This is a genomic window from Streptomyces sp. NPDC027663 (genome assembly GCF_055566415.1).
This window is the reverse complement of record NZ_JBVHSK010000010.1, coordinates 144,685-167,395: the sequence shown is the minus strand read 5'-3', so window position 1 is coordinate 167,395 and position 22,711 is coordinate 144,685. Positions and strand designations below refer to the sequence as shown.

18 protein-coding genes are annotated in these 22,711 nt (G+C 72.4%); 9 read left to right on the top strand and 9 right to left on the bottom strand.

Going from position 1 to position 22,711, the window contains the following annotated elements:
• Positions 1–88: 88 nt before the first annotated feature.
• Both ACZ4SF_RS25410 and ACZ4SF_RS25405 read left to right on the top strand, forming a co-directional pair.
• The gene (locus ACZ4SF_RS25410; RefSeq protein ID WP_468388371.1) at positions 89–1,846 is read left to right on the top strand and encodes a glycoside hydrolase family 35 protein; all 1,758 of its coding nucleotides are present in this window, start codon (positions 89–91) and stop codon (positions 1,844–1,846) included.
• 80 nt (positions 1,847–1,926) lie between these two features.
• Positions 1,927–2,808, top strand: a complete 882-nt coding sequence (locus ACZ4SF_RS25405) for a hypothetical protein (protein ID WP_468388369.1) — start codon at positions 1,927–1,929, stop codon at positions 2,806–2,808.
• An 82-nt stretch (positions 2,809–2,890) separates the two neighbouring features.
• On the opposite strand, the gene ACZ4SF_RS25400 is transcribed toward ACZ4SF_RS25405, so the two are convergent.
• Entirely contained in the window at positions 2,891–4,330 is a 1,440-nt protein-coding gene (locus ACZ4SF_RS25400; RefSeq protein ID WP_468388367.1) for an MFS transporter, read from the bottom strand.
• Between the two features lie 115 nt (positions 4,331–4,445).
• Between ACZ4SF_RS25400 and ACZ4SF_RS25395 the strand changes: the two genes are divergently transcribed.
• Entirely contained in the window at positions 4,446–4,931 is a 486-nt protein-coding gene (locus tag ACZ4SF_RS25395; RefSeq protein ID WP_468388365.1) for a MarR family winged helix-turn-helix transcriptional regulator, read from the top strand.
• A 173-nt stretch (positions 4,932–5,104) separates the two neighbouring features.
• Here ACZ4SF_RS25395 and ACZ4SF_RS25390 read toward each other — a convergent pair whose 3' ends face one another.
• Together ACZ4SF_RS25390 and ACZ4SF_RS25385 are read right to left on the bottom strand one after the other, a co-directional pair.
• Positions 5,105–6,010, bottom strand: a complete 906-nt coding sequence (locus ACZ4SF_RS25390) for an SDR family oxidoreductase (protein ID WP_468388363.1) — start codon at positions 6,008–6,010, stop codon at positions 5,105–5,107.
• Position 6,011: 1 nt separating this feature from the next.
• Complete coding sequence (locus ACZ4SF_RS25385) at positions 6,012–6,788, bottom strand: SDR family oxidoreductase (RefSeq protein ID WP_468388361.1); 777 nt, start codon at positions 6,786–6,788, stop codon at positions 6,012–6,014.
• 101 nt (positions 6,789–6,889) lie between these two features.
• Between ACZ4SF_RS25385 and ACZ4SF_RS25380 the strand changes: the two genes are divergently transcribed.
• Genes ACZ4SF_RS25380 through ACZ4SF_RS25365 form a run of 4 tightly spaced genes read left to right on the top strand, consistent with a single transcriptional unit; the run spans position 6,890 to position 10,295 of the window.
• The gene (locus tag ACZ4SF_RS25380) at positions 6,890–7,633 is read left to right on the top strand and encodes an enoyl-CoA hydratase family protein (RefSeq protein ID WP_468388360.1); all 744 of its coding nucleotides are present in this window, start codon (positions 6,890–6,892) and stop codon (positions 7,631–7,633) included.
• Positions 7,634–8,485, top strand: coding sequence for a CoA transferase subunit A (locus tag ACZ4SF_RS25375; protein WP_468388358.1), 852 nt, complete (start codon positions 7,634–7,636; stop codon positions 8,483–8,485).
• The gene (locus tag ACZ4SF_RS25370) at positions 8,482–9,237 is read left to right on the top strand and encodes a CoA-transferase subunit beta (protein ID WP_468388356.1); all 756 of its coding nucleotides are present in this window, start codon (positions 8,482–8,484) and stop codon (positions 9,235–9,237) included. Before ACZ4SF_RS25375 ends, ACZ4SF_RS25370 begins: the two co-directional genes overlap by 4 nt.
• Positions 9,237–10,295, top strand: a complete 1,059-nt coding sequence (locus ACZ4SF_RS25365; RefSeq protein WP_468388354.1) for an NAD(P)H-dependent flavin oxidoreductase — start codon at positions 9,237–9,239, stop codon at positions 10,293–10,295. The genes ACZ4SF_RS25370 and ACZ4SF_RS25365 overlap by 1 nt, the downstream gene beginning before the upstream one ends.
• A gap of 210 nt (positions 10,296–10,505) precedes the next feature.
• Here ACZ4SF_RS25365 and ACZ4SF_RS25360 read toward each other — a convergent pair whose 3' ends face one another.
• From ACZ4SF_RS25360 to ACZ4SF_RS25350, 3 genes are read right to left on the bottom strand one after another with little or no spacing between them, the layout of a single operon-like run.
• Entirely contained in the window at positions 10,506–11,663 is a 1,158-nt protein-coding gene (locus ACZ4SF_RS25360; RefSeq protein WP_468388352.1) for an acetyl-CoA C-acetyltransferase, read from the bottom strand.
• 26 nt (positions 11,664–11,689) lie between these two features.
• Positions 11,690–12,346 carry a TetR/AcrR family transcriptional regulator gene (locus tag ACZ4SF_RS25355; protein WP_468388350.1) on the bottom strand — a complete coding sequence of 219 codons (657 nt, stop codon included), beginning with the start codon at positions 12,344–12,346 and terminating at the stop codon, positions 11,690–11,692.
• Positions 12,347–12,372: 26 nt separating this feature from the next.
• Positions 12,373–13,158 (bottom strand): SDR family oxidoreductase, encoded by a 786-nt coding sequence (locus ACZ4SF_RS25350; RefSeq protein ID WP_468388348.1) that lies wholly within the window; start codon positions 13,156–13,158, stop codon positions 12,373–12,375.
• Positions 13,159–13,218: 60 nt separating this feature from the next.
• Here ACZ4SF_RS25350 and ACZ4SF_RS25345 point away from each other — a divergent pair, with 60 nt between their 5' ends.
• Together ACZ4SF_RS25345 and ACZ4SF_RS25340 are read left to right on the top strand one after the other, a co-directional pair.
• Positions 13,219–14,358: an acyl-CoA dehydrogenase family protein gene (locus tag ACZ4SF_RS25345; RefSeq protein WP_468388346.1), complete on the top strand. Its 1,140-nt coding sequence runs from the start codon at positions 13,219–13,221 to the stop codon at positions 14,356–14,358.
• The gene (locus ACZ4SF_RS25340) at positions 14,358–15,311 is read left to right on the top strand and encodes an acyl-CoA dehydrogenase family protein (RefSeq protein WP_468388344.1); all 954 of its coding nucleotides are present in this window, start codon (positions 14,358–14,360) and stop codon (positions 15,309–15,311) included. Before ACZ4SF_RS25345 ends, ACZ4SF_RS25340 begins: the two co-directional genes overlap by 1 nt.
• 83 nt (positions 15,312–15,394) lie before the next feature.
• Here the strand turns inward: ACZ4SF_RS25340 and ACZ4SF_RS25335 are convergent, their stop codons facing one another.
• From ACZ4SF_RS25335 to gltB, 3 genes are all read right to left on the bottom strand, one after another.
• The gene (locus ACZ4SF_RS25335; RefSeq protein ID WP_468388342.1) at positions 15,395–16,120 is read right to left on the bottom strand and encodes a vWA domain-containing protein; all 726 of its coding nucleotides are present in this window, start codon (positions 16,118–16,120) and stop codon (positions 15,395–15,397) included.
• Positions 16,121–16,271: 151 nt separating this feature from the next.
• Positions 16,272–17,735 carry a glutamate synthase subunit beta gene (locus ACZ4SF_RS25330; RefSeq protein WP_468388340.1) on the bottom strand — a complete coding sequence of 488 codons (1,464 nt, stop codon included), beginning with the start codon at positions 17,733–17,735 and terminating at the stop codon, positions 16,272–16,274.
• Entirely contained in the window at positions 17,728–22,320 is a 4,593-nt protein-coding gene (gene gltB / locus ACZ4SF_RS25325; RefSeq protein ID WP_468388338.1) for a glutamate synthase large subunit, read from the bottom strand. The genes ACZ4SF_RS25330 and gltB overlap by 8 nt, the downstream gene beginning before the upstream one ends.
• Between the last annotated feature and the right edge of the window lie 391 nt (positions 22,321–22,711).

The window sequence follows — 22,711 nt, the reverse complement described above, 5'->3', positions numbered from 1 at the left end:
CGCCCGGACCGGTGCGCGGAACTTTTGTCCAAGCAGCGCCGATCTTCGTCCATGGTGCCGATCACCGGAAGGGGTGACGCTGGGGCGCATGAGCGAGTTCTCGGTGGGGGAATCCGGCTTCCTGCTGGACGGGCGGCCGGTACGGCTGCTGTCCGGCGCGCTGCACTACTTCCGGGTGCACGAGGCGCAGTGGGGCCACCGGCTGGCGATGCTGCGGGCGATGGGCCTGAACTGTGTGGAGACGTACGTCCCGTGGAACCTGCACCAGCCGCGGCCGGGGACCTACCGGGACGTACGGGCGGTCGGCCGGTTCCTGGACGCGGTCCGCGAGGCGGGCTTGTGGGCGATCGTGCGGCCGGGGCCCTACATCTGCGCCGAGTGGGAGAACGGCGGCCTGCCGGCGTGGCTGACCGGTGAGACGGGCACACGCGCGCGTACGTCCGACGAGCGCTACATGTTCCACGTCCGGAACTGGTTTCGCCGGCTGCTGCCCGAGATCGTGCCCCGCCAGATGGACCGCGGCGGTCCGGTGGTCATGGTCCAGGTGGAGAACGAGTACGGCAGCTACGGCAGTGACGCCGGCCATCTGCGGGAGCTGGCCGGGCTGTTGCGCGCCGAGGGGGTCACGGCTGCACTGTGCACCTCGGACGGCCCCGAGGACCACATGCTGACGGGGGGCTCGCTGCCCGGGGTGCTCGCCACGGTGAACTTCGGCTCCCACGCGCGCGAGGCCTTCGGGGCGCTGCGCCGGCACCGGCCCGAAGGCCCGCTGATGTGCATGGAGTTCTGGTGCGGCTGGTTCGACCACTGGGCCGGCGAGCACGTCGTACGGGACCCTGCCGAGGCCGCCGGGGCGCTGCGGGAGATCCTCGGGTGCGGGGCCTCGGTGAACCTCTACATGGCGCACGGCGGCACGAGTTTCGGGGGCTGGGCGGGTGCCAACCGGGGCGGCGGCGAGCTGCACGAGGGTCCGCTGGAGCCGGACGTGACCTCGTACGACTACGACGCGCCCGTGGACGAGTACGGCCGCCCCACCGAGAAGTTCTGGCGCTTCCGCGAGGTGCTGGCCGAGTGCCTGCCCGGCCCGCTGCCCGGCCTGCCTGCGCAGCCGGCCGCGCTGGGCGCCGCGGCCGAGGTCACGCTCACGGACTGGGCACCGCTGTCCGACGTCCTGGAGACACTCGGCGGCGCCGGGACGGTCGCACCCGTGCCGCCCTCCTTCGAGGAGCTGGGCGTCACCCGGGGCCTGGTCCGCTACGAGGTCGACGTGCCGGGCCCGCGGCGGCCCTACCCGCTGACCGTGCGCGGGCTGCGGGACCTCGCGGTGGTGTACGTCGACGGCCGGCGGGCCGGGGTGCTCACCGAGGAGGAGCCGCGGCTGAAGGAGCCCGTCGCGGGTCCCGCGCGCGTGGAGCTGTGGGTGGAGTCCCTGGGGCGGGTGAACTACGGGCCGCGGTTCGGCGAGGCGAAGGGCATCACGGGCGGCGTCCTGCACGAACGGCAGTACCTGCACGGTGTACGCGCGCGTGGGCTGGACCTGGACGCGTTCACCGGCGGTGTGGAGGCGGTGCCGTTCGGTGCGCTGCCCGGGAGGAGCGAGCCGGGCCTGTACCGGGGCACGGTCACGGTCCGCGGGGCCGGGGACGCCCGTCTGGAGCTGCCGGGCCACACGCGCGGCTTCGTCTGGATCAACGGGTTCGGCCTGGGCCGCTACTGGTCGGTGGGCCCCCAGCGGTCCCTGTACGTGCCGGGCCCGGTGCTGCGCGAGGGCGAGAACGAGGTGTGGGTACTGGAGCTGGACGAGGGTGGAGCGGACCGGCCGGCGCCCCGGCTCCTGCCCGTGTGACCGGCCGTGCGCCCCCGCGGCCGGCGGGGCCCTCCCCGCCTACAGTGGAGAGGAGTTCCGGCGTCTTTGGGGGTGCGGACGTGGCGAACGGCGGACCGGTCGAGCACGGCTACCCGCACCTGGAGACGGTGCGGGCCGCCGTCACCGCGCTGTACCGGCGCCTGTCCCCCGACACCGTCCGGACGTTCTCGGCCAGCGTGGCCCCCGCCGACGTGGCCTTCTGCGACACCGACGACCTGCATCTGGGCGCGCAGCGCGTGGCCCGGGAGATCGTGCGGCACTTCCGGCTGCCGGACGCGCGGCTGATCGTCGGCTTCCGGGAGATGACCCACGCGGCGAACGTCGAACTGGCGGCCGGTCCCGAGTACTTCGTCGAGCTGAACGAACGGTTCCGCACCCATCGCAGGGACATCGGCGCGGCACTCGCACATGAGGTGGCACACGTCTATCTGCACCGGCTGGACCTCGCCTTCCCCACCACGGCCGAGAACGAGATCCTCACGGACACGGTGACGGCCTATCTGGGCGCGGGCTGGCTGCTGCTGGACGCCTACCGGGAGGACGGCGTCTCCTCGCAGAAGCTCGGCTATCTCACCCCCGAGGAGTTCGGTTACGTCCTCGGCAAGCGTGCCCTGCTCTTCCACGAGGACCCGTCCGTGTGGTTCACCAGCCCGCAGGCCTACACCGCGTACGGCAAGGGCATGGCCCTGGCCCGCCGGGACGGGCAGCAGCCGCCGCTCACCGGGGCCGGCTGGGCGGGCCGCCGCCGCTACGCCCACGACCGCCGGCATGCGCCCGGAGTACCGCCGGGCGCCCTTTACGCCTTCACCTCCGACCCGGCCGGCCACCTCCGCGTCTCCTTCCCCTGTCCGACCTGCCATCAGCGGATCCGGGTACCGGTACGGGGGCGCGTCCGCGCGCGGTGCGGGTTGTGCCGGACGGTACTGGAGTGCGACACCTGACCCCGGCTACGCCCCTTTCCTGCCGACCGAGCCGGGTGGGCGAGCGGGGTCCGGCGGCGGAGCCCTCGGGTGGTGCAGGGGATCAGCCGTCGTGGGTCGGCACCGCCCGCCGAGGCAACGCCGCGCACAACACCCCGCACACCACGAACGCCCCGACCACCCACGGCATCGCCTCGGAAAGCGCCCCGGTGAACCCCTTCCCCACGGCCCCGAAGAACACGGTGCCGATCACCGCCGCCCCCAGCGCACCCCCGAACTGCTGAGCCGTGGAGAAGATCCCGGACGCTCCTCCGGCCGACTCCCCCGGCACCGCCGACAGCACCACGTTCACCAGCGGCACCACCAGGAAGCCCAGCCCCGCCCCGGCGGTCAACAGCCCCGGCACCAGCGGCCACGCCCCCGCATGCGCGGCCGGCGCACCCTCGACCACGGCCCACACCCACGCGAAGCCGCCGGCCATCAGCAGCGCGCCCGCGCCGAGCACCAGCCGCCCGTACTTCACGGCAAGCCCGTCCGAGACGGGCGCGGTCAGGAAGCCGCCGGCCGAGAAGGCGACCGTGACCAGTCCGGCCTGCATCGGCGTGTACCCCTCGCCGCCCTGCAGCCACACCGCGAACACCAGGAAGAAGCCCTGCATACCGACGGAGAAGAGCAGCTGTACGACCACTCCCACGGAGAACGCGGGCAGACGGAACGCGCGCGCGGGCAGCAGCGGGACGATCCCCGGCCGGTGCCGCCGCGCCTCGTACACGCCGAGCCCTGCCACCGCCACCGCGCCCCCCGCGAGGCAGATCCACCCCCACAGCGGCCAGCCGTTCTCCCGGCCCTGCACCAGCGGCAGCACGACCGCGACCAGCCCGCCGGCCAGGATCACACTGCCGAGGACGTCGGGCCGGCCCGCCGACCGTTCCCGCGTGGTCGGCACCAGCAGCAGGCCGCCGACGAAGGCGGCGAGCGCCACCGGCACGTTCACCAGGAACACCGAGCGCCAGCCCCAGCCGAACAGGTCGGCGTCGGTGAGCACCCCGCCGAGCAGCAGCCCGACAGCCGAGGCGAACCCCGCGACGGCGCCGTACATCCCGAACGCGGCCCCGCGCTCCTTGCCCTGGAACAAGGTCCGGAACGATCCGATCACCTGCGGTACGAGCACGGCCGCGAGAACGCCCTGGACGGCTCGGGCGGCGATCAGCTGCCCGGGCGACTGGGCTGTGCCGCACGCAAGGCCGGCCAGCCCGAAGCCCGCTGTACCGGCGAGGAAGAGGGTGCGCCGGCCGATGCGGTCGCCGAGGTGGCCGGAGACGATCAGGGCCGCGGCGAAGCCGAGCAGATAGGCGGAGACGACCCATTGCAGGTCGCTCGCGGAGGCGTGCAGGTCCCGGCTGATGGAGGGGAGCGCCACGTTGACGATCGTGACGTCCAGCAGGTCCATCAGGGCCGCGATCATCATGACGACGGCGGCGGCCCAGCGGCGCGGATGGGGTTGCGCCTGGGCCGGCGGGTGGGTGGTGGCGGTCGTGGACATGGGTCTCCCCCTGGATTCGGATTTATTTCGTTCGACCTAACGAAAGACTTGCACTCCGCACCACTCCCCGCAAGTCCTTAGTTCGGGCGAACGAAATATTTGCTAGCCTGGGGCCATGACCGAGGGAGACGAGAAGCCGGACGAGACGGCACGGGCCGAGGTGCTGCAGCAGCTCATGGCGGTGGGAAGGGCCCACAGCGGTGTGACGGTGATGTTCCACTCGGCCGTCGCCGCGAAGCAGGGACTCAACGCGACGGAGGAGAAGACCCTCGACTACCTCCAGCGGGAGGGACCGCTCACCGCCAAGGACCTCGCCGAGCTGACCGGACTCGCCCCCGCCTCCGTCACCGGCCTGCTGGATCGCCTGGAGGCCAAGGGCTTCGTGCGCAGGGTCAAGCACCCGACGGACAAGCGCCGGGTGCTGGTCGAGCTGAACCAGGAGAAGCTCGCCGAGCTGGCCGGATTCTTCGAGGACTGGGCCCGGGACATCGTCGAGGCGTGCGAGGAGTTCAGCACGGAGGAGCTGCGGACGGCGGTCCGCTTCCTGTCCGTCATGAGCGAGCGGCAGCGCGCGGCCGCGGCCCGCCTGTCGGCGTCGTAGGCGGGCGGACCTTCACTGGGGCGCGACGCCGTGCGCCGCGTCCCGGCCACCGGGCAGGTGCGCCTGGGCGCAGGACGGCCTCACACCCCGGACACCGGACAGGTGCCCATCTGGGCGCGAGACTGCGGACACTCCCGACACGGGACAGGTGCCTCTCCTGGCGCAGGACTGCGTCACGCCCCGTACACCGAGCCCGGCGGTTCGGCGTCCGTCAGCAGTTTCCGTGCCGCCTCCCCCGCCTCCGCCGGTGTCCAGCGGGCTTGCTTGTCCGCGGTGGGGCCCGGCCGCCAGCCCTCCATCACCGTGATCCGGCCGCCCTCCGCTTCGAACACCCGCCCGGTCACGCCCGCGCTCACGGCCGAGCCGAGCCAGACCACGAGCGGGGAGACGTTCTCGGGCGCCATCGCGTCGAAACCGGTGGCCGGGGCGGCCATGGCCGCGGCGAAGGCACGTTCCGTCATGCGGGTGCGGGCGGCCGGTGCCACGGCGTTGACCTGGACCCCGTAGCGGGCCAGTTCGGCCGCGGCGACCAGGGTCAGCCCGACGATCCCGGCCTTGGCGGCGCTGTAGTTGCCCTGCCCGACCGAGCCCAGGAGACCGGCTCCGCTGCTGGTGTTCACGACTCGGGCCACCGGGGTACGCCCGGCCTTGGCCTCGGCCCGCCAGTGCGCGGCGGCGTGTTTCAACGGCAGGAAGTGGCCCTTGAGGTGGACGCGCATCACGGCGTCCCAGTCGTCCTCGTCGAGGTTGACCAGCATGCGGTCGCGCAGGAAACCGGCGTTGTTCACCAGGGTGTCGAGGCGGCCGTACGTCTCGACGGCGGTCCGGACGAGGGAGGCGGCGCCGTCGGTCGCGGCGATGTCTCCGGCGTGTGCGACCGCCTCGCCGCCCGCGGCGCGGATCTCCGTCACGACGGCGTCCGCCGGACTCTCCGCACCCGGCGCTCCGTCCGGTCCGACGCCGAGGTCGTTGACGACGACCCGGGCGCCCTCGGCCGCGAAGGCCAGCGCGTGCGCGCGGCCGAGGCCGCGGCCGGCTCCGGTGACGACCACGACCCGGTCTGCGCAGATTCCGCTCATCTCAGCTCTCCTTGTCGGCAGTCGGGGCGTCCGGGGCCTCGGGTCCGGTGGTCGCGGCGTCCAGGAAAGCGGGGCGTTCGCCGCCGCCGTGTACGTGCAGGTTCGCCCCGCTGATGTAGCCGGCGGCATCGGAGGCGAGGAAGACCGCGGCGGAGCCGACGTCGGCCGGGTCGGCCAGCCGGCCGAGCGGGACGGTACGGGCGACGGCGGCGATGCCGTCCGGGCCGCCGTAGTGCAGAGCGGAGAGTTCGGTGCGGACCATGCCGACCACCAGCGTGTTGACGCGGACCTCCGGCGCCCACTCGACGGCCATGGAGGCGGCCAGGTTCGCCAGTCCGGCCTTGGCGGCGCCGTAGGCGGCCGAGCCGGGCGAGGGACGGGCGCCGCTGACGCTGCCGACCATCACGATGGAGCCCCTGCTGCGCCTGAGGTGCTCGTAGGCGGCGAGGGAGGCGGTCAGCGGGGCGATCAGGTTCAGCTCGACGACCCGGGCGTGCCGTTCGGCGTCGGCGTCGGCCAGTCTCCGGTACGGCGTGCCGCCGGCGTTGTTGACGAGCACGTCGAGCCGGGGCAGCGCGGCGAAGAAGGCGCGGACGGCGGGCGGGTCGCGCAGATCGAGCGGGGCGAACTCCACGCCGTCCAAGGGCTGTTCGGGCGGTCTGCGGGCGCACACCAGAACGTCGGCGCCGGCCGCGGCGAAGGCCCGTGCGATGCCGGCGCCGACCCCTCTGGTGCCACCGGTGACGATGACGGTGCTGCCGCGCAGTGAGTTGTCCACAGGGCCTCCCGCTTGTCTGCACCGACTGCTAGCGTCGAAGCCGTCACACCTAACAAATGTTTGGTGGAAAGGCGTTGAGTGCGAAGGTAGCTGATGTCCCCATGGGTGTCTCCACCTCGTCCCCGGTAAAGGGGATTTCGTTGGTCACGGTCGACTTCCCGCCGGTCAACGCGCTGCCGGTGGCCGGATGGTTCGCGCTGGCCCGGGCGGTGCGGGCGGCGGGCGGCGATCCGGAGGTCCGGTGCGTCGTGCTGGCCGCCGAGGGACGCGGGTTCAACGCGGGCGTGGACATCAAGGAGATACAGGCGGCCGGCCAGCAGGCCCTGATCGGTGCCAACCACGGCTGCGCGGAGGCCTTCGCGGCGGTGTACGAGTGCGAGACGCCGGTCGTCGCGGCGGTGCACGGGTTCTGCCTGGGCGGGGGGATCGGCCTGGCGGGCAACGCGGACGCGATCGTGGCGAGCGAGGACGCCGCCTTCGGACTGCCCGAGCTGGACCGGGGTGCGCTGGGCGCGGCGACGCATCTGGCCCGGCTGGTCCCGCAGCATCTGATGCGCGCCCTGTACTACACGGGGCGCACGGCGAGCGCCGCCGAGCTGCACCGGCACGGCTCGGTCTGGCGCGTGGTGCCGCCCGAGGAACTGCGGGCGGCGGCGCTGGAGCTGGCCCGGGAGATAGCCGCCAAGGACGGCCGGCTGCTGCGGATGGCCAAGTCCGCCATCAACGGCATCGATCCGGTCGACGTGCGCCGCAGCTACCGCTTCGAGCAGGGCTTCACCTTCGAGGCCAACCTCAGCGGACTGGCCGGCCGGGTCCGCGACACGTTCGGGAAGGAGGGTGCGTAGATGGGCGACAAGACGATGACCGCCGAGGAGGTCGTCTCCCGGCTGTCGAGCGGGATGACCCTCGGCATCGGCGGCTGGGGTTCCCGGCGCAAGCCGATGGCGCTGGTCCGGGCGCTGCTGCGGTCCGGGATCGGTGATCTCACCGTCGTCTCCTGCGGCGGTCCGGACGTCGGCATGCTGGCCGCCGCCGGCCGGATCCGCAAGCTGGTCACGGCCTTCGTCACCCTCGACTCCGTTCCGCTGGAGCCGCACTACCGGGCGGCGCGCGAGCGCGGCGGCTTCGAACTCACCGAGGTGGACGAGGGGATGCTGCTGTGGGGACTGCAGGCGGCGGCGCACCGGCTGCCGTTCCTGCCGGTGCGCGCGGGGGCCGGCTCGGACGTCATGCGGGTCAACCCGCAGCTGCGGACGGTGACGTCGCCGTACGCGGACGGGGAGACGCTGGTGGCCATGCCGGCCCTGCGGATGGACGCCGCCCTGGTGCACGTCAACCGCGCCGACCGGCTGGGCAACGGCCAGTGTCTGGGCCCCGACCCGTACTTCGACGACCTGTTCTGCGAAGCGGCGGACACGGCCTACGTCTCCTGCGAGCGGATCGTGGACACGGCCGACCTGACCAAGGAGGCGCCCCCGCAGTCGCTGCTCCTCAAGCGGCTCGCGGTGACTGGGGTGGTGGAGGCGCCGAACGGCGCGCACTTCACGTCCTGCGCACCGGAGTACGGCAGGGACGAGGAGTTCCAGCGGTGGTACGCCGCCACCCCGTGGCCCGAGTTCGCCGAGCGGTTCACCGGCATGGACGAGGCGGCGTACGGGGAGGCGGTGCGGCGGTGGCGGAAGGAGCGGGAGGGATGAGTACGGCGAGGACGGCGGTGACCCGCGCCGAGTACTGCGTGATCGCGTGCGCCGAGGCCTGGCGTGGCGCCGGGGAAATCCTGGCCAGTCCGATGGGGCTGATCCCTTCACTGGGCGCCCGGCTGGCCCGGCTCACGTTCGCACCGGATCTGCTGCTGACCGACGGCGAAGCCCTGCTCGTCCGCCCGGACGGCACCCCGGAGGGCTGGCTGCCCTACCGGCAGCACCTGGCACTGGTGGCGGGCGGGCGCCGGCACGTGATGATGGGCGCGAGCCAGCTCGACCGGTACGGCAACCAGAACATCTCCTGCATCGGCGACTGGTCCCGCCCCCGCAGGCAGCTGCTGGGGGTGCGCGGCGCGCCACTGAACACGCTGAACAACCCGACGAGTTACTGGGTCCCGCGGCATTCCCGGCGGGTGTTCGTGGAGCGGGTCGACATGGTGTGCGGGGTGGGGTACGACCGGGCGGCGGCCCTCGGGCAGACGGCCCGCTTCCACCGCATCGCCCGGGTCGTCTCCGACCTCGGCGTATTCGACTTCGCCACGCCGGACCACTCGATGCGGCTGGTCTCGGTGCATCCCGGAGTGAGCGTGGAGCAGGTGCGGGAGGCGACGGGGTTCGCGCCGGCGGTGCCGGACGAGGTTCCGTGCACCCGGGAACCGGAGGCGGAGGAGCTGCGGCTGATCCGTACCGTGCTGGATCCGGACGGCACGCGCATGCGCGAGGTGCCGGAGGGGGTGCGCGACTGATGGAGACCGCACTCACCCGGCTGGTCGGGGTCCGTCATCCGGTCGTGCAGACCGGGATGGGCTGGGTGGCCGGGCCGCGACTGGTCTCGGCGGCGGCTAACGCGGGCGCCCTCGGCATCCTGGCCTCCGCGACGATGCCGCTCGACCTGCTGCGCGACGCGATACGGGAGGTGCGGTCGCGGACGGACGCACCGTTCGGGGTGAACCTGCGGGCGGACGCGGGCGACGCGGCGGACCGGGTGCGGATCCTGGTGGAGGAGGGCGTCCGGGTGGCGTCCTTCGCCCTGGCACCTTCCGCCGCGCTGATCGCCGAGCTGAAGTCGGCGGGGGTGGTGGTGATCCCGTCCGTCGGCGCCCGGCGGCACGCCGAAAAGGTGGCGGCCTGGGGCGCGGACGCGGTGCTCGTGCAGGGTGGCGAGGGCGGCGGGCACACCGGAGAGGTGGCGACGAGCGTACTGCTGCCGCAGGTGGTGGACGCGGTGCGGATACCGGTCGTGGCGGCGGGCGGCTTCCGCGACGGGCGGGGTCTGGTGGCGGCGCTGGCGTACGGGGCGGCCGGGGTGGCGATGGGCACGCGGTTCCTGCTCACCTCCGACTCGACGGTGCCGGACGCGGTGAAGGCCAGATATCTGGCGGCGACGGTCCGGGACGTCACGGTGACCCGGGCGGTGGACGGCCTGCCGCACCGGATGCTGCGCACGGACCTGGTGGACACCCTGGAGCGGTCGGGCCGGACACGTGCCTTCGCTCACGCGGTGCGGCGGGCGGCGGGCTTCCGGCGGCTGTCGGGGCTCACCTGGCGGCAGCTGGTCCGCGACGGCCTCGCCCTCCGGCACGGCAAGGAACTGTCCTGGAGTCAGGTCCTGCTCGCCGCGAACACACCGATGCTGCTGAAGTCGGCGATGGTGGACGGCCGTACGGACCTCGGGGTGATGGCGGCCGGGCAGGTCGCCGGGGTGATCGACGACCTGCCGTCGTGCGCGGAGCTGGTGGAGCGGATCATGAAGGAGGCGGAGGAGGTGCTGACCGGCCTGACGGATCTCGGAGCGATGCGGTGACCGCCGCCCTCGCCACCGCCCTTCGGTGACCGACGGGACTCGGAGCGGTGCGGTGACCGCCGCCCTCGCCAACGCCCTTCGGTGACCGACGGGACTCGGAGCGGTTCGCTGACCGCCGCCCTCGTCACCGGCCCTCGGTGACCGCCGCCTTGGGCAGGGGTGGTGGCGCTCGCCGCCTCGGTCACAGCCGTTCGGTGAGCGCCGCCTCGGTCACAGCCGTTCGATGACGGTCACGTTGGCCTGGCCGCCGCCCTCGCACATGGTCTGCAGGCCGTACCGGCCGCCGGTGCGCTCCAGTTCGTGCAGCAGGGTGGTCATCAGGCGGGCGCCGGTCGCGCCGAGCGGGTGGCCGAGGGCGATAGCACCGCCGTTGACGTTGACCTTGCCGGGGTCGGCGCCGGTCTCCTTCAGCCAGGCGAGGACGACCGGTGCGAACGCCTCGTTGATCTCGACGAGGTCGATGTCGTCGAGGGACAGGCCGGTCTTCTTCAGGGCGTGGGCGGTGGCCGGGATGGGCGCGGAGAGCATGCGGATGGGGTCCTCTCCGCGCGCGGAGAGGTGGTGGACGCGGGCGCGGGGGCGTAGCCCGTGGTCCTGTACCGCCCGCTCGGAGGCGAGGAGCAGGGCCGCTGCCCCGTCGGAGACCTGCGAGGAGCAGGCGGCGGTGATGGTGCCGCCGTCGAGTACGGGCCGCAGCGCGGCCATCTTCTCCGCGGAGGTGTCCCGGCGCGGACCCTCGTCCACCGTGACCTCGTCGTAGGGGACGGTCTCGCGGTCGAAGCGTCCGGTGTCGATCGCCCAGATCGCGCGCCGGTGCGAGCGCAGGGCGAACTCCTCCTGTTCCTCGCGGCCGATGCCCCACTGTGCGGCGATCGTCTCGGCGCCGGCGAACTGGTTGACGGGCCGGTCGCCGTAGCGGGCGCGCCAGCCGGTGCTGCCGAGGAAGGGGCCGTCGGTCAGGCCGAGGGGGACGGCGGCCTGCCGGGAGGCGAAGGCGATGGGGACCTGGGACATGTTCTGCACCCCGCCGGCGACGACCAGGTCCTGGGTGCCGGAGAGCACGGCCTGCGCGGCGAAGTGCACGGCCTGCTGGGAGGATCCGCACTGCCGGTCGACGGTCACGCCCGGCACCTCCTCGGGCAGGCCGGCGGCCAGCCAGCAGGTGCGGGCGATGTCCCCGGCCTGCGGCCCCACCGTGTCCAGACAGCCGAGGACCACGTCCTCGACGGCGGCCGGGTCGATCCCGGAGCGCTCGACCAGCGCCCTGAGGACGTGCGCGCCCAGGTCGGCGGGGTGGACCCCGGCGAGCCCTCCCCCGCGCCGCCCGACGGGCGTGCGGACCGCTTCGACTATGTAGGCCTCGGCCATGGCGACTCCCTCGCCTGAAAGGGGGGTTATCCGTGCTCTTCCCGTTCGCTCTGTTCTGCTCGGCCGCGGCGCTCGTCGCGTACGGCGATTCCGTCCAGCACCATCGACAGGTACTGGCGGGCGATCTCCTCGGGGCTGTGCCGTCCGCCGGGCCGGTACCAGGAGGCGGCGACCCACACGGTGTCCCTGACGAACCGGTAGGTGAGCCGGACGTCCAGGTCGGCGCGGAAGACGTCCTCGTCGACCCCGCGTTCCAGAGTGCTGAGCCAGGCCTTCTCGAACCGGCGCTGGGACTCGGCGAGGAACGCGAACCGGTCCTGGGCGGCGAGCTGTCTGCTCTCCTTCTGGTAGATGGCGACGGCGGCGCGGTGCCGGTCGATCTCCCGGAAGGACTCGGTGACCAGGGCCTCCAGCGTCTGGCGCGGACCGAGTCCGGAGGCGAGGACGGTGTCGTAGCCGTCCCACAGCTCGTCGAGGAAGGTCCGCAGGATCTCCTCGAGCATCGACTCCTTGGAGTCGAAGTGGTAGTAGAGGCTGCCGGCGAGCATCCCGGCGTGGTCGGCGATCCTGCGGACGGTGGTGGCGTTGTAGCCGTGCTCGGCGAAGACCTCGGCAGCGGTGTGGAGGAGTTCACCGCGCCGGGCCGCTGCCGCGGTCACCTGGGGCTTCTTCTTGGTCGGCACGCACCCATTGTGGTCTGCTCCGCTCGTCAGGCGTGCTGGCTGCTGACGGCGACGACCTCGCCGGTCATGTAGGAGGAGTAGCCGGAGGCGAGGAAGACGATGACGTTGGCGACCTCCCAGGGCTGCGCGTACCGCCCGAAGGCCTCGCGTTCGGTCAGTTCGGCGAGCAGCTCGGCGGAGGTGACCTTCGCCAGGTGCGGGTGCATGGCGAGGCTGGGGGCGACCGCGTTGACCCGCACGCCGTAGGCGGCGGCCTCGATCGCCGCACACCGGGTCAGCGCCATCACGCCGGCTTTGGCGGCGGCGTAGTGGGCCTGGCCGGCCTGGGCGCGCCAGCCGACGACGGAGGCGTTGTTGACGATCACCCCGCCGCCGGTCCCGCGCATGGCGCGCAGGGCGGCGCGGGTACAGCGGAAGGTGCCGTTCAGCGTGACGTCCAGGACCCGGGACCACTGCTCGTCGGTCATGTCGAGCAGTGCCGACGTTCCTCCGAGGCCGGCGTTGTTGACGACGACGTCCAGCCTTCCGTGGGCGGCCACGGCGGCTTCGAACAGCGCCTGCACCTGGGTTTCGTCGGTGACGTCGCACGGCATCGCCGTCACCGCGCCCGGGAACTCCCGGGCCAGTTCGGCCTCGTGCTCCTTCAGCCGGCGCGTGTGGGCGTCGCTGATCAGCACCCGCGCGCCCTCTTCCAGGAAGCGGCGCGCGGTGGCCCCGCCGATGCCGGCGCCGGCCGCCGCGGTGATGACGGCGGTGCGGCCCCGGAGCAGTCCGTGCCCGGGGACGTAGGCCGGGCTCTCGACGCCTGTCATAGGGCCACGCTAACCTACCAAACACTTGTTAGGGAAGGTGGCGGAAGGAAGGCGGCGACCGTGGACCTGACCCACTCTCCGGCCGACGAGGAGTTCCGTGCCGAGGCCCGCGCCTGGCTGGACGCGCACGTCCCGCGCACGCCGCTGCCGTCCCTGGAGACGGAGGAGGGCTTCGCCACGCACCGCGCGTGGGAGGCCGAACTGGCCGCGGACCGCTGGTCGGTGGTCTCGTGGCCGGAGCGGTACGGGGGACGGGACGCCGGGCTGCTGAGGTGGCTGGTGTTCGAGGAGGAGTACTGGGCGGCGGGCGCGCCGGGCCGGGTCGGGCAGAACGGCATCAGCCTGCTCGCGCCGACGCTCCTCGAGCACGGCACGGAGGAGCAACGCGCGCGCGTGCTGCCGCCGATGGCCACCGGCGAGGTGGTCTGGGCGCAGGCCTGGTCGGAGCCGGAGGCGGGTTCGGACCTGGCCGCGCTCACCTCCCGGGCGGTGCGGACGGACGGCGGCTGGCGCCTGTGCGGGCAGAAGACGTGGTCGTCGCGGGCGGCCTTCGCGGACCGGGCCTTCGGCCTGTTCCGCAGCGACCCGGCGGCGGCGAAGCCGCACCAGGGGCTCACGTATCTGATGTTCGACCTGCGGGCACCCGGCGTCACCGTCCGCCCGATCGGCCGGCTGGACGGCAGACCGGCCTTCGCGGAGCTGTTCCTGGACGACGTGTTCGTCCCGGACGAGGACGTGATCGGCGCGCCCGGCGACGGCTGGCGGATCGCGATGTCCACGGCGGGCAACGAGCGCGGTCTCACCCTGCGCTCCCCGGGCCGCTTCCTCGCCTCCGCCGCCAGGCTCAAGGACCTGTGGCGGGCGCAGGGGTCGCCGGAGCACGCCCGTGCCCGGGTGGCCGACGCGCTGATCGCGGCCCGGGCCTACCAGCTGTTCACCTACGCCGCCGCCTCCCGGGTCCTGGACGGCGCCCGGCTCGGCCCGGAGTCCAGCATGAACAAGGTGTTCTGGTCCGAGCTGGACCTCGCCCTGCACGAAACGGCACTCGACCTGCTCGGCGCGGAGGGTGAACTGGCCGACGGAGCCTGGTCCGAGGGGTACGTCTTCTCCCTCGCCGGGCCCATCTACGCGGGCACGAACGAGATCCAGCGGGACATCGTCGCCGAGCGGCTGCTCGGCCTGCCGAAGGGACGCCGCTGATGCGCTTCCTCCTCGACGCCGAACAACGCGCCTTCGCGGACTCGCTGGGCGCGATGCTGACCGCCGCGGCCACTCCGGCGGTGATCCGGGACTGGAGCCGGGGCCAGCATGCGAGCGGGCGCGCGCTGTGGGCCCGGATCGCCGAGGCGGGCGTGTTCGGGCTCGCGGTGCCCGAGAAGCACGGCGGGCTGGGGCAGCGCCCGGTGGAACTGGCGGTGGCGTTCGTGGAGCTGGGCCGGCATGCGGTGCCCGGACCGCTCGCGGAGACGGTCGGGGCGGCCGTACTCCTCGGCGAACCGGCGCCGGCCGAACGCTTCCTGCCCGCGCTCGCGGCCGGCACCGACCTGGCGACCGTGGCCGCACCCTGTGGTCACGCCGTCGACGGCGACGCGGCCGCCGTGCGCCTGTCCCCGGCCGCCGCGGGCCTGTATCTGTCCACGGCGGCCCCCGGCCCGGTGCGCCACTCCCTGGACCCGGCCCGCCGGCTGACCCGGCTCGCCCCGGCCGGCGAACTCCTCACCCCCGAGCCGCCGTACGAGGAGGCGCTCACCTGGATGCGTCTGGCCACCGCCGCGCAGGCTCTCGGGGCCGGGCTCGCCCTGCTGGACCGGACCGTCGCGCACGTGAAGCAGCGCACCCAGTTCGGGGTTGCCATAGGTTCCTTCCAGGCCGTCAAACACCGCCTGGCCGACGCGAAGACGGCCCTGGAGTTCGCCCGCCCGCTGCTCTTCGGGGCGGCGGTCTCCCTGCACCCTGCGGACGTGGCGGCGGCCAAGCTCACCGCGTGCGAGGCGGCGTACGGTACGGCGCGGACGGCGCTGCATCTGCACGGCGCGATCGGTTACACGGCGGAGTACGACCTGTCCCTGTGGCTGACCAAGGCGCGGGCGCTGCGCTCGGCGTGGGGGACGCCGGAGGAGTGCCGGGACCTGGTGCTTGCGGCGGAACCGTAGGAGGTGGCCGGCGGGCGGGCCGATGCGGCGGGCCGGCTTCCGGCCGCGGCCGGAGGCAGTCCGGGGCAACTGGCGGAACGAGGTCAGTCCGGTCGTACCGCGCCCGCGGCTCGCGCGGCCTGCAGCCACCGGGGGAACTCGCCGACGAGACGGTCGTACAGCTCGGCGTCGGTGACCCGCCGGGGGTCCTGGCCCGCGTGGAAGAAGCCGGCGTTGTCCACGGCCCGCTTGCCGGGCACCGCCAGTTCGTCCAGCTTCCGCAGGAACTCGAACTGCCTGCTGCCCGGGTCGCCGAAGCCGACGAACTGCCAGAACAGCGGGAGCTTCGCGGCCTTGCACAGATAGCGCTCGGCGGCGAGCTTGTTGATCGGGCCGCCGTCGGTCTGGAAGACGACGAGGGCGGGGGCAGTGGCGCCGCTGTCCAGGTAGTGATCGATGACGGCGTCCATGGCCAGGTGGTAGCTGGTCTTGCCCATGTGCCCGAGCCCGGCCACGATCTGCTCGATACGGCCCTGGTGGCCGGCGAGGGCGATGTCGGTGACCGCGTCGACGTCGGTGGAGAAGAACACCACGGGCACGCACCCGTCGTCGTCCAGGTGCGCCGCCAGGCCCAGCACCCGGTCCGCGAGCGCCTGCACGCTGCCGTCCTTGTAGTACGGCTTCATGGAGCCCGAGTAGTCGACGACGAGGTAGACGGCGGCCCGCAGGCCGTCCAGGCCGTGCTTGCGCAGCGAGACCCCCGCCGACCGGTAGGCGCCGACGAGCGCGGGCGCGGTCTCCTCCACCTTGCGCAGACTGATCGCCGCCATGATCCCCCCTTGGCTGTTCAGGCGCCCGAGCGTACATGCAACGACGCCTGCCCAGTCGTCCGGTCGGGGACAGGCGGGCAGGCGTCGTCAGTGTTCCGCACGCCTTTGTACGGGACGTCTGTCGGGGGACCTCAGGTCCCCGGTGGGCGCGTCAGACCGCCAGGGCGCGGTCCGTCGGGCGGATCGGGGCCGGCAGGTCGCTGGCTCCGGTCAGATGGCGGTCGACTCCGCGGGCGGCCGAGCGGCCCTCCGCGATCGCCCAGACGATGAGGGACTGGCCGCGGCCGGCGTCGCCGGCGACGAACACGCCCGGCACGTTGGTCTGGAAGTCGGCGTCGCGGGCGATGTTACCCCGCTCGTCGAGGTCCAGACCAAACTGCTCCACGAGGCCGTTCTCCCGGTCGGTGCCGGTGAAGCCCATCGCGAGGGTGACCAGCTGGGCCGGGATCTTGCGCTCGGTGCCCGGCTTCGAGGTCAGCTTGCCGTCGACGAACTCCACCTCGGCCAGGTGCAGCCACTGGACGTTGCCGTCCTCGTCGCCCTCGAAGTGGGTGGTGGAGGCGGAGTAGATCCGCTCGCCGCCCTCCTCGTGCGCCGAGGTGACCTTGTAGAGGATCGGGAAGGTCGGCCAGGGCTGGTTGGTCGGGTGCCGGTCGTCGTTCGGGCGCGGCATGATCTCCAGCTGGGTGACGGAGGCCGCGCCCTGACGGTGGGCGGTGCCCACGCAGTCCGCGCCGGTGTCACCGCCGCCGATGACGACGACGTGCTTGCCCTCGGCGGAGATCGGAGTGGTGACGTAGTCGCCCTCCTGGACCTTGTTCGCCAGCGGCAGGTACTCCATGGCCTGGTAGATGCCCTTGAGCTCGCGGCCCGGCACCGGCAGGTCACGGGCGGTCGTGGCACCGGCGGCGATCACGATCGCGTCGTACCGCTTCTTCAGGTCGCGGGAGTTGATGTCCCGGCCGACCTCGACACCCGTGCGGAAGCGGGTGCCCTCCGCGCGCATCTGCTCGATACGGCGGTTGATGTGCCGCTTCTCCATCTTGAACTCGGGGATGCCGTACCGCAGGAGGCCTCCGATGCGGTCCGCGCGCTCGTAGACGGCGACCGTGTGGCCGGCCCGGGTCAGCTGCTGGGCGGCGGCGAGACCCGCAGGTCCGGAGCCGATGACCGCGACCGTCTTGCCGGACAGGCGCTCGGGGATCTGCGGGGCGACGTCCCCGGTCTCCCACGCCTTGTCGATGATCGAGACCTCGACGTTCTTGATGGTGACCGGCTGCTGGTTGATGCCCAGCACGCACGCCGACTCACAGGGAGCGGGGCAGAGGCGGCCGGTGAACTCCGGGAAGTTGTTGGTCGCGTGCAGCCGCTCCTGGGCCGCGGCCCAGTCCTCGCGGTAGGCGTAGTCGTTCCACTCGGGGATCAGGTTCCCCAGCGGACAGCCGTTGTGGCAGAACGGGATGCCGCAGTCCATGCACCGGCTGGCCTGCTTGCTGATGATCGGCAGCAGGGAGCCGGGGACGTAGACCTCGTTCCAGTCCTTGACGCGCTCACCGACGGGACGGGTCTTGGCGACCTCACGGCCGTGGTTCAGGAAGCCCTTCGGGTCAGCCATTGATCGCCGCCTCCATCATCTTCTCGGTGATCTCGGTCTCCGTGAGACCGGCTCGCTCGGCGGCGTCCTTGGCGGCGAGCACTGCCTTGTACGTGCTGGGGATGATCTTGCTGAAGCGCTCCACGGCCGCGTCCCAGTCGGCGAGCAGCTTCCCGGCGACCGTCGAGCCGGTCTCCTCGGCGTGGCGGCGCACCACGTCGTGCAGCCACTGCTTGTCCGTGTCGTCCAGCGCCTCGACCGACCCGGCGTTGCCGGCGTTGACGTTGTCGCGGTCGAGGTCGATCACGTACGCGACACCGCCGGACATGCCCGCCGCGAAGTTGCGGCCGGTCGGGCCGAGGACGACCGCGTGACCGCCGGTCATGTACTCGCAGCCGTGGTCGCCCACGCCTTCGGAGACGACCAGCGCGCCGGAGTTGCGGACGCAGAACCGCTCACCGGTACGGCCGCGCAGGAACAGCTCGCCGCCGGTGGCGCCGTAGGCGATGGTGTTGCCCGCGATGGTGGAGTACTCGGCGAGGTGGTCGGCGGCCCGGTCCGGGCGGACGACGACCCTGCCGCCGGACAGGCCCTTGCCGACGTAGTCGTTGGCGTCGCCCTCCAGGCGCAGCGTGACGCCACGCGGCAGGAACGCGCCGAAGGACTGGCCGGCCGAGCCGGTGAAGGTGATGTCGATGGTGTCGTCGGGCAGGCCCGCGCCACCGAACTTCTTCGTCACCTCGTGGCCGAGCATGGTGCCGACCGTTCGGTTGATGTTGCGGATGGCGACCTGGGCACGCACCGGCTGCGCCTCGGTCGCGTCGTTCGCGGACAGGGCGTCGGCGGCGAGCTTGATCAGCTCGTTGTCCAGCGCCTTCTCCAGACCGTGGTCCTGGGAGATCAGCTGGTGGCGGACGGCGCCCTCGGGCAGGTCCGGCACGTGGAAGAGCGGCTCCAGGTCCAGGCCCTGCGCCTTCCAGTGGTCGACGGCGCGCTCGACGTCCAGCACCTCGGCGTGGCCGACGGCCTCCTCGATGGAGCGGAAGCCCAGCTCGGCGAGCAGTTCGCGGACCTCCTCGGCGATGAACCGGAAGAAGTTCACGACGTACTCGGCCTTGCCGGCGAAGCGGTCGCGCAGGGTCGGGTTCTGGGTGGCGATGCCGACCGGGCAGGTGTCCAGGTGGCAGACGCGCATCATGATGCAGCCGGAGACGACGAGCGGAGCGGTCGCGAAACCGAACTCCTCGGCGCCGAGGAGCGCGGCGATGACCACGTCACGGCCGGTCTTCAGCTGGCCGTCGGTCTGCACGACGATGCGGTCGCGCAGGCCGTTGAGCAGCAGTGTCTGCTGGGTCTCGGCGAGGCCCAGCTCCCAGGGGCCGCCCGCGTGCTTCAGGGAGGTCAGCGGGGAGGCACCGGTACCACCGTCGTGGCCCGAGATGAGGACCACGTCCGCGTGCGCCTTGGACACACCGGCCGCGACCGTGCCGACACCGACCTCCGACACCAGCTTCACGTGGATGCGTGCCGCCGGGTTGGCGTTCTTGAGGTCGTGGATCAGCTGGGCCAGGTCCTCGATGGAGTAGATGTCGTGGTGCGGCGGCGGGGAGATCAGGCCGACACCCGGCGTCGAGTGACGGGTCTTCGCGACCCACGGGTAGACCTTGTGGCCGGGCAGCTGGCCGCCCTCGCCGGGCTTGGCGCCCTGGGCCATCTTGATCTGGATGTCGTCCGCGTTGACCAGGTACTCGGAGGTGACGCCGAAGCGGCCGGAGGCGACCTGCTTGATGGAGCTGCGCCGCGCCGGGTCGTACAGGCGCTCCGGGTCCTCGCCGCCCTCACCGGTGTTGGACTTGCCGCCCAGCTGGTTCATGGCGATGGCGAGGGTCTCGTGCGCCTCCTTGGAGATGGAGCCGTACGACATGGCACCGGTCGAGAACCGCTTGACGATCTCGCTCGCCGGCTCGACCTCGTCGATGGAGATCGGCTGCCGGCCGGACGCGAAGCCGAACAGACCGCGCAGCGTCATCAGTCGCTCGGACTGCTCGTTCACGCGCTCGGTGTACTTCTTGAAGATGTCGTACCGGCCGGTACGCGTGGAGTGCTGGAGCCGGAAGACCGTGTCCGGGTCGAACAGGTGCGGCTCGCCCTCGCGACGCCACTGGTACTCGCCGCCGATCTCCAGCGCACGGTGCGCGGGAGCGATGCCGGAGGCGGGGTAGGCCTTGGCGTGACGGGCGGCGACCTCCTTGGCGATGACGTCGATGCCGACGCCGCCGATCTTGGTGGCCGTGCCGTTGAAGTACTTCTCCACGAAGGCCTGGTCCAGGCCGACGGCCTCGAAGACCTGGGCGCCGCGGTAGGAGGCGACCGTGGAGATGCCCATCTTGGACATGACCTTCAGGACGCCCTTGCCGAGGGCGTAGATCAGGTTCTTGATGGCCTTCTCGGGCTCCAGGCCGTTGATGAAGGTGCCCGCGCGCAGCAGGTCCTCCACCGACTCCATCGCCAGGTACGGGTTGACGGCGGCGGCGCCGTAGCCGATGAGCAGGGCGACGTGGTGGACCTCGCGGACGTCACCGGCCTCGACCAGCAGGCCCACGTGGGTGCGCTGCTTGGTGCGGATGAGGTGGTGGTGGACGGCCGCGGTGAGCAGCAGCGACGGGATCGGCGCGTGCTCGGCGTCCGAGTGCCGGTCCGACAGGACGATCAGCCGGGCACCGTTCTCGATGGCCGCGTCGGCCTCGGCGCAGATCTCCTCGATGCGCGCGGCGAGGGAGTCGCCACCGCCGGAGACCCGGTACAGACCGGAGAGGGTCGCGGCCTTGAAGCCGGGCATGTCGCCGTCGGCGTTGATGTGGATGAGCTTGGCCAGCTCGTCGTTGTCGATGACCGGGAACGGCAGCACGACGGACCGGCAGGAGGCGGCGGTCGGGTCGAGCAGGTTGCCCTGCGGGCCCAGCGAGCTGCGCAGGGAGGTGACCAGTTCCTCGCGGATGGCGTCCAGCGGCGGGTTGGTGACCTGCGCGAACAGCTGGGTGAAGTAGTCGAACAGCAGCCGCGGCCGCTCCGACAGGGCCGCGATCGGCGAGTCCGTGCCCATGGAGCCGATCGGCTCGGCACCGGCCTTGGCCATCGGGGCGATGATGACGCGCAGCTCCTCCTCGGTGTACCCGAAGGTCTGCTGGCGGCGGGTGACCGAGGCGTGGGTGTGGACGATGTGCTCGCGCTCGGGCAGGTCGCCCAGCTCGATCTCGCCGGCCTCCAGCCACTCGGCGTACGGCTTCTCGCCGGCGAGGGACGCCTTGATCTCGTCGTCCTCGATGATGCGGTGCTCGGCGGTGTCGACGAGGAACATCCGGCCGGGCTGCAGGCGGCCCTTGCGGACGACCTTGGCTGGGTCGATGTCGAGGACGCCGACCTCGGAGCCGAGGACGACGAGGCCGTCGTCGGTGACCCAGTAGCGGCCGGGGCGCAGACCGTTGCGGTCGAGCACGGCGCCGACCTGGGTGCCGTCGGTGAAGGTGACGCAGGCGGGGCCGTCCCAGGGCTCCATCATCGTGGAGTGGAACTGGTAGAAGGCGCGCCGGGCCGGGTCCATGGAGTCGTGGTTCTCCCACGCCTCCGGGATCATCATCAGCACGGAGTGGGGCAGCGAGCGGCCACCGAGGTGGAGCAGTTCCAGCACCTCGTCGAAGGACGCCGAGTCGGAGGCGTCGGGCGTGCACACCGGGAAGATGCGCTCGAGGTCGCGGTCCCCGAACAGCTCGGAGACGAGCTGGGACTCGCGGGCGCGCATCCAGTTGCGGTTGCCCTTGACGGTGTTGATCTCACCGTTGTGCGCGACGAAGCGGTACGGGTGCGCGAGCGGCCACGACGGGAAGGTGTTCGTGGAGAAGCGCGAGTGGACGAGCGCGACGGCCGACGCGAAGCGGCGGTCGGACAGGTCCGGGAAGAAGGGCTCCAGCTGGCCGGTGGTCAGCATGCCCTTGTAGACGATCGTGCGGGCGGAGAGGGACGGGAAGTAGACGCCCACCTCGCGCTCGGCGCGCTTGCGCAGCGCGAACGCCTTGCGGTCCAGCGTGATGCCCTCGCTGGCCCCGTCGGTCACGAAGATCTGCCGGAAGGCCGGCATGGTGGAGCGGGCGGTGGCGCCCAGCAGCTCCGGGGCGACCGGGACCGCACGCCAGCCGAGGACCGTGAGACCCTCCTCGGCCGCGATCGTCTCGATACGTGAGACGGCGTCCTCGGTCCCCTCCTCCGGCAGGAAGGCGATGCCGACGGCGTAGGAGCCGGCCGCGGGGAGTTCGAATCCGGCCACCTCGCGGAAGAAGGCGTCCGGCACCTGGGAGAGGATGCCCGCGCCGTCGCCCGAGTCGGGCTCGGAGCCGGTGGCGCCGCGGTGCTCCAGGTTGCGCAGTACGGTGAGCGCCTGATCGACCAGCGTGTGCGAAGCGTCGCCGGTGAGAGTGGCGACGAAACCGACGCCGCAGGCGTCGTGTTCGTTGCGGGGGTCGTACATACCCTGCGCAGCAGGGCGAGCATCCATGAACGACCAGTTCTGGCCATTCGCGGAATGCTGGGACGGCTGGCGCGGCGTACGCATCGGCTCTCCCGTCGTCGTCATGTGGCATGTGGCAGGTGCCGAGGGACGACGTTGGCCCTCTGCGTGAGATCAAAATTTCGTGCAGATTACATGATGGGGCGGTCCCCGGGAACCGGATACTCCGTTCCACCATGCGGACGCCGCGGTCGCGACGGAGCGCCGGACGAACGCGGCGAGTGCCGTGCGATCACGGCGGTGCCACGCGGTTGCGGCGGTGCCGCGCGGGTGACGGCAGGGGGTGCCGTGCGGGTGACGGCAGGGTGCCGCGCGAGGGCGGCGGGGGTGCCACGCAGTGGCGGCCAACGTGCTGGGGGACCGTGGCGGACAAGATCGGTCGGATCGGCGTCCGTCGGCCCTGAGGGGCCGGGGGGAGCGTCATCGCCCACCCCGC

Bases quoted from the DNA above. Each gene is read 5' to 3' on its own strand.
- ACZ4SF_RS25335 (WP_468388342.1), bottom strand. From the start codon at position 16,120: ATGGCGGCGATCAGTCTGCGCAAGGTGGAGGAGACCGCGCCCGCGCTC.
- ACZ4SF_RS25380 (WP_468388360.1), top strand. From the start codon at position 6,890: ATGGGTGTCTCCACCTCGTCCCCGGTAAAGGGGATTTCGTTGGTCACG.
- ACZ4SF_RS25360 (WP_468388352.1), bottom strand. From the start codon at position 11,663: ATGGCCGAGGCCTACATAGTCGAAGCGGTCCGCACGCCCGTCGGGCGG.
- ACZ4SF_RS25370 (WP_468388356.1), top strand. From the start codon at position 8,482: ATGAGTACGGCGAGGACGGCGGTGACCCGCGCCGAGTACTGCGTGATC.
- ACZ4SF_RS25410 (WP_468388371.1), top strand. From the start codon at position 89: ATGAGCGAGTTCTCGGTGGGGGAATCCGGCTTCCTGCTGGACGGGCGG.
- ACZ4SF_RS25365 (WP_468388354.1), top strand. From the start codon at position 9,237: ATGGAGACCGCACTCACCCGGCTGGTCGGGGTCCGTCATCCGGTCGTG.
- ACZ4SF_RS25390 (WP_468388363.1), bottom strand. From the start codon at position 6,010: ATGAGCGGAATCTGCGCAGACCGGGTCGTGGTCGTCACCGGAGCCGGC.
- ACZ4SF_RS25340 (WP_468388344.1), top strand. From the start codon at position 14,358: ATGCGCTTCCTCCTCGACGCCGAACAACGCGCCTTCGCGGACTCGCTG.
- ACZ4SF_RS25400 (WP_468388367.1), bottom strand. From the start codon at position 4,330: ATGTCCACGACCGCCACCACCCACCCGCCGGCCCAGGCGCAACCCCAT.
- ACZ4SF_RS25350 (WP_468388348.1), bottom strand. From the start codon at position 13,158: ATGACAGGCGTCGAGAGCCCGGCCTACGTCCCCGGGCACGGACTGCTC.
- ACZ4SF_RS25375 (WP_468388358.1), top strand. From the start codon at position 7,634: ATGGGCGACAAGACGATGACCGCCGAGGAGGTCGTCTCCCGGCTGTCG.
- ACZ4SF_RS25395 (WP_468388365.1), top strand. From the start codon at position 4,446: ATGACCGAGGGAGACGAGAAGCCGGACGAGACGGCACGGGCCGAGGTG.
- gltB (WP_468388338.1), bottom strand. From the start codon at position 22,320: ATGCGTACGCCGCGCCAGCCGTCCCAGCATTCCGCGAATGGCCAGAAC.
- ACZ4SF_RS25330 (WP_468388340.1), bottom strand. From the start codon at position 17,735: ATGGCTGACCCGAAGGGCTTCCTGAACCACGGCCGTGAGGTCGCCAAG.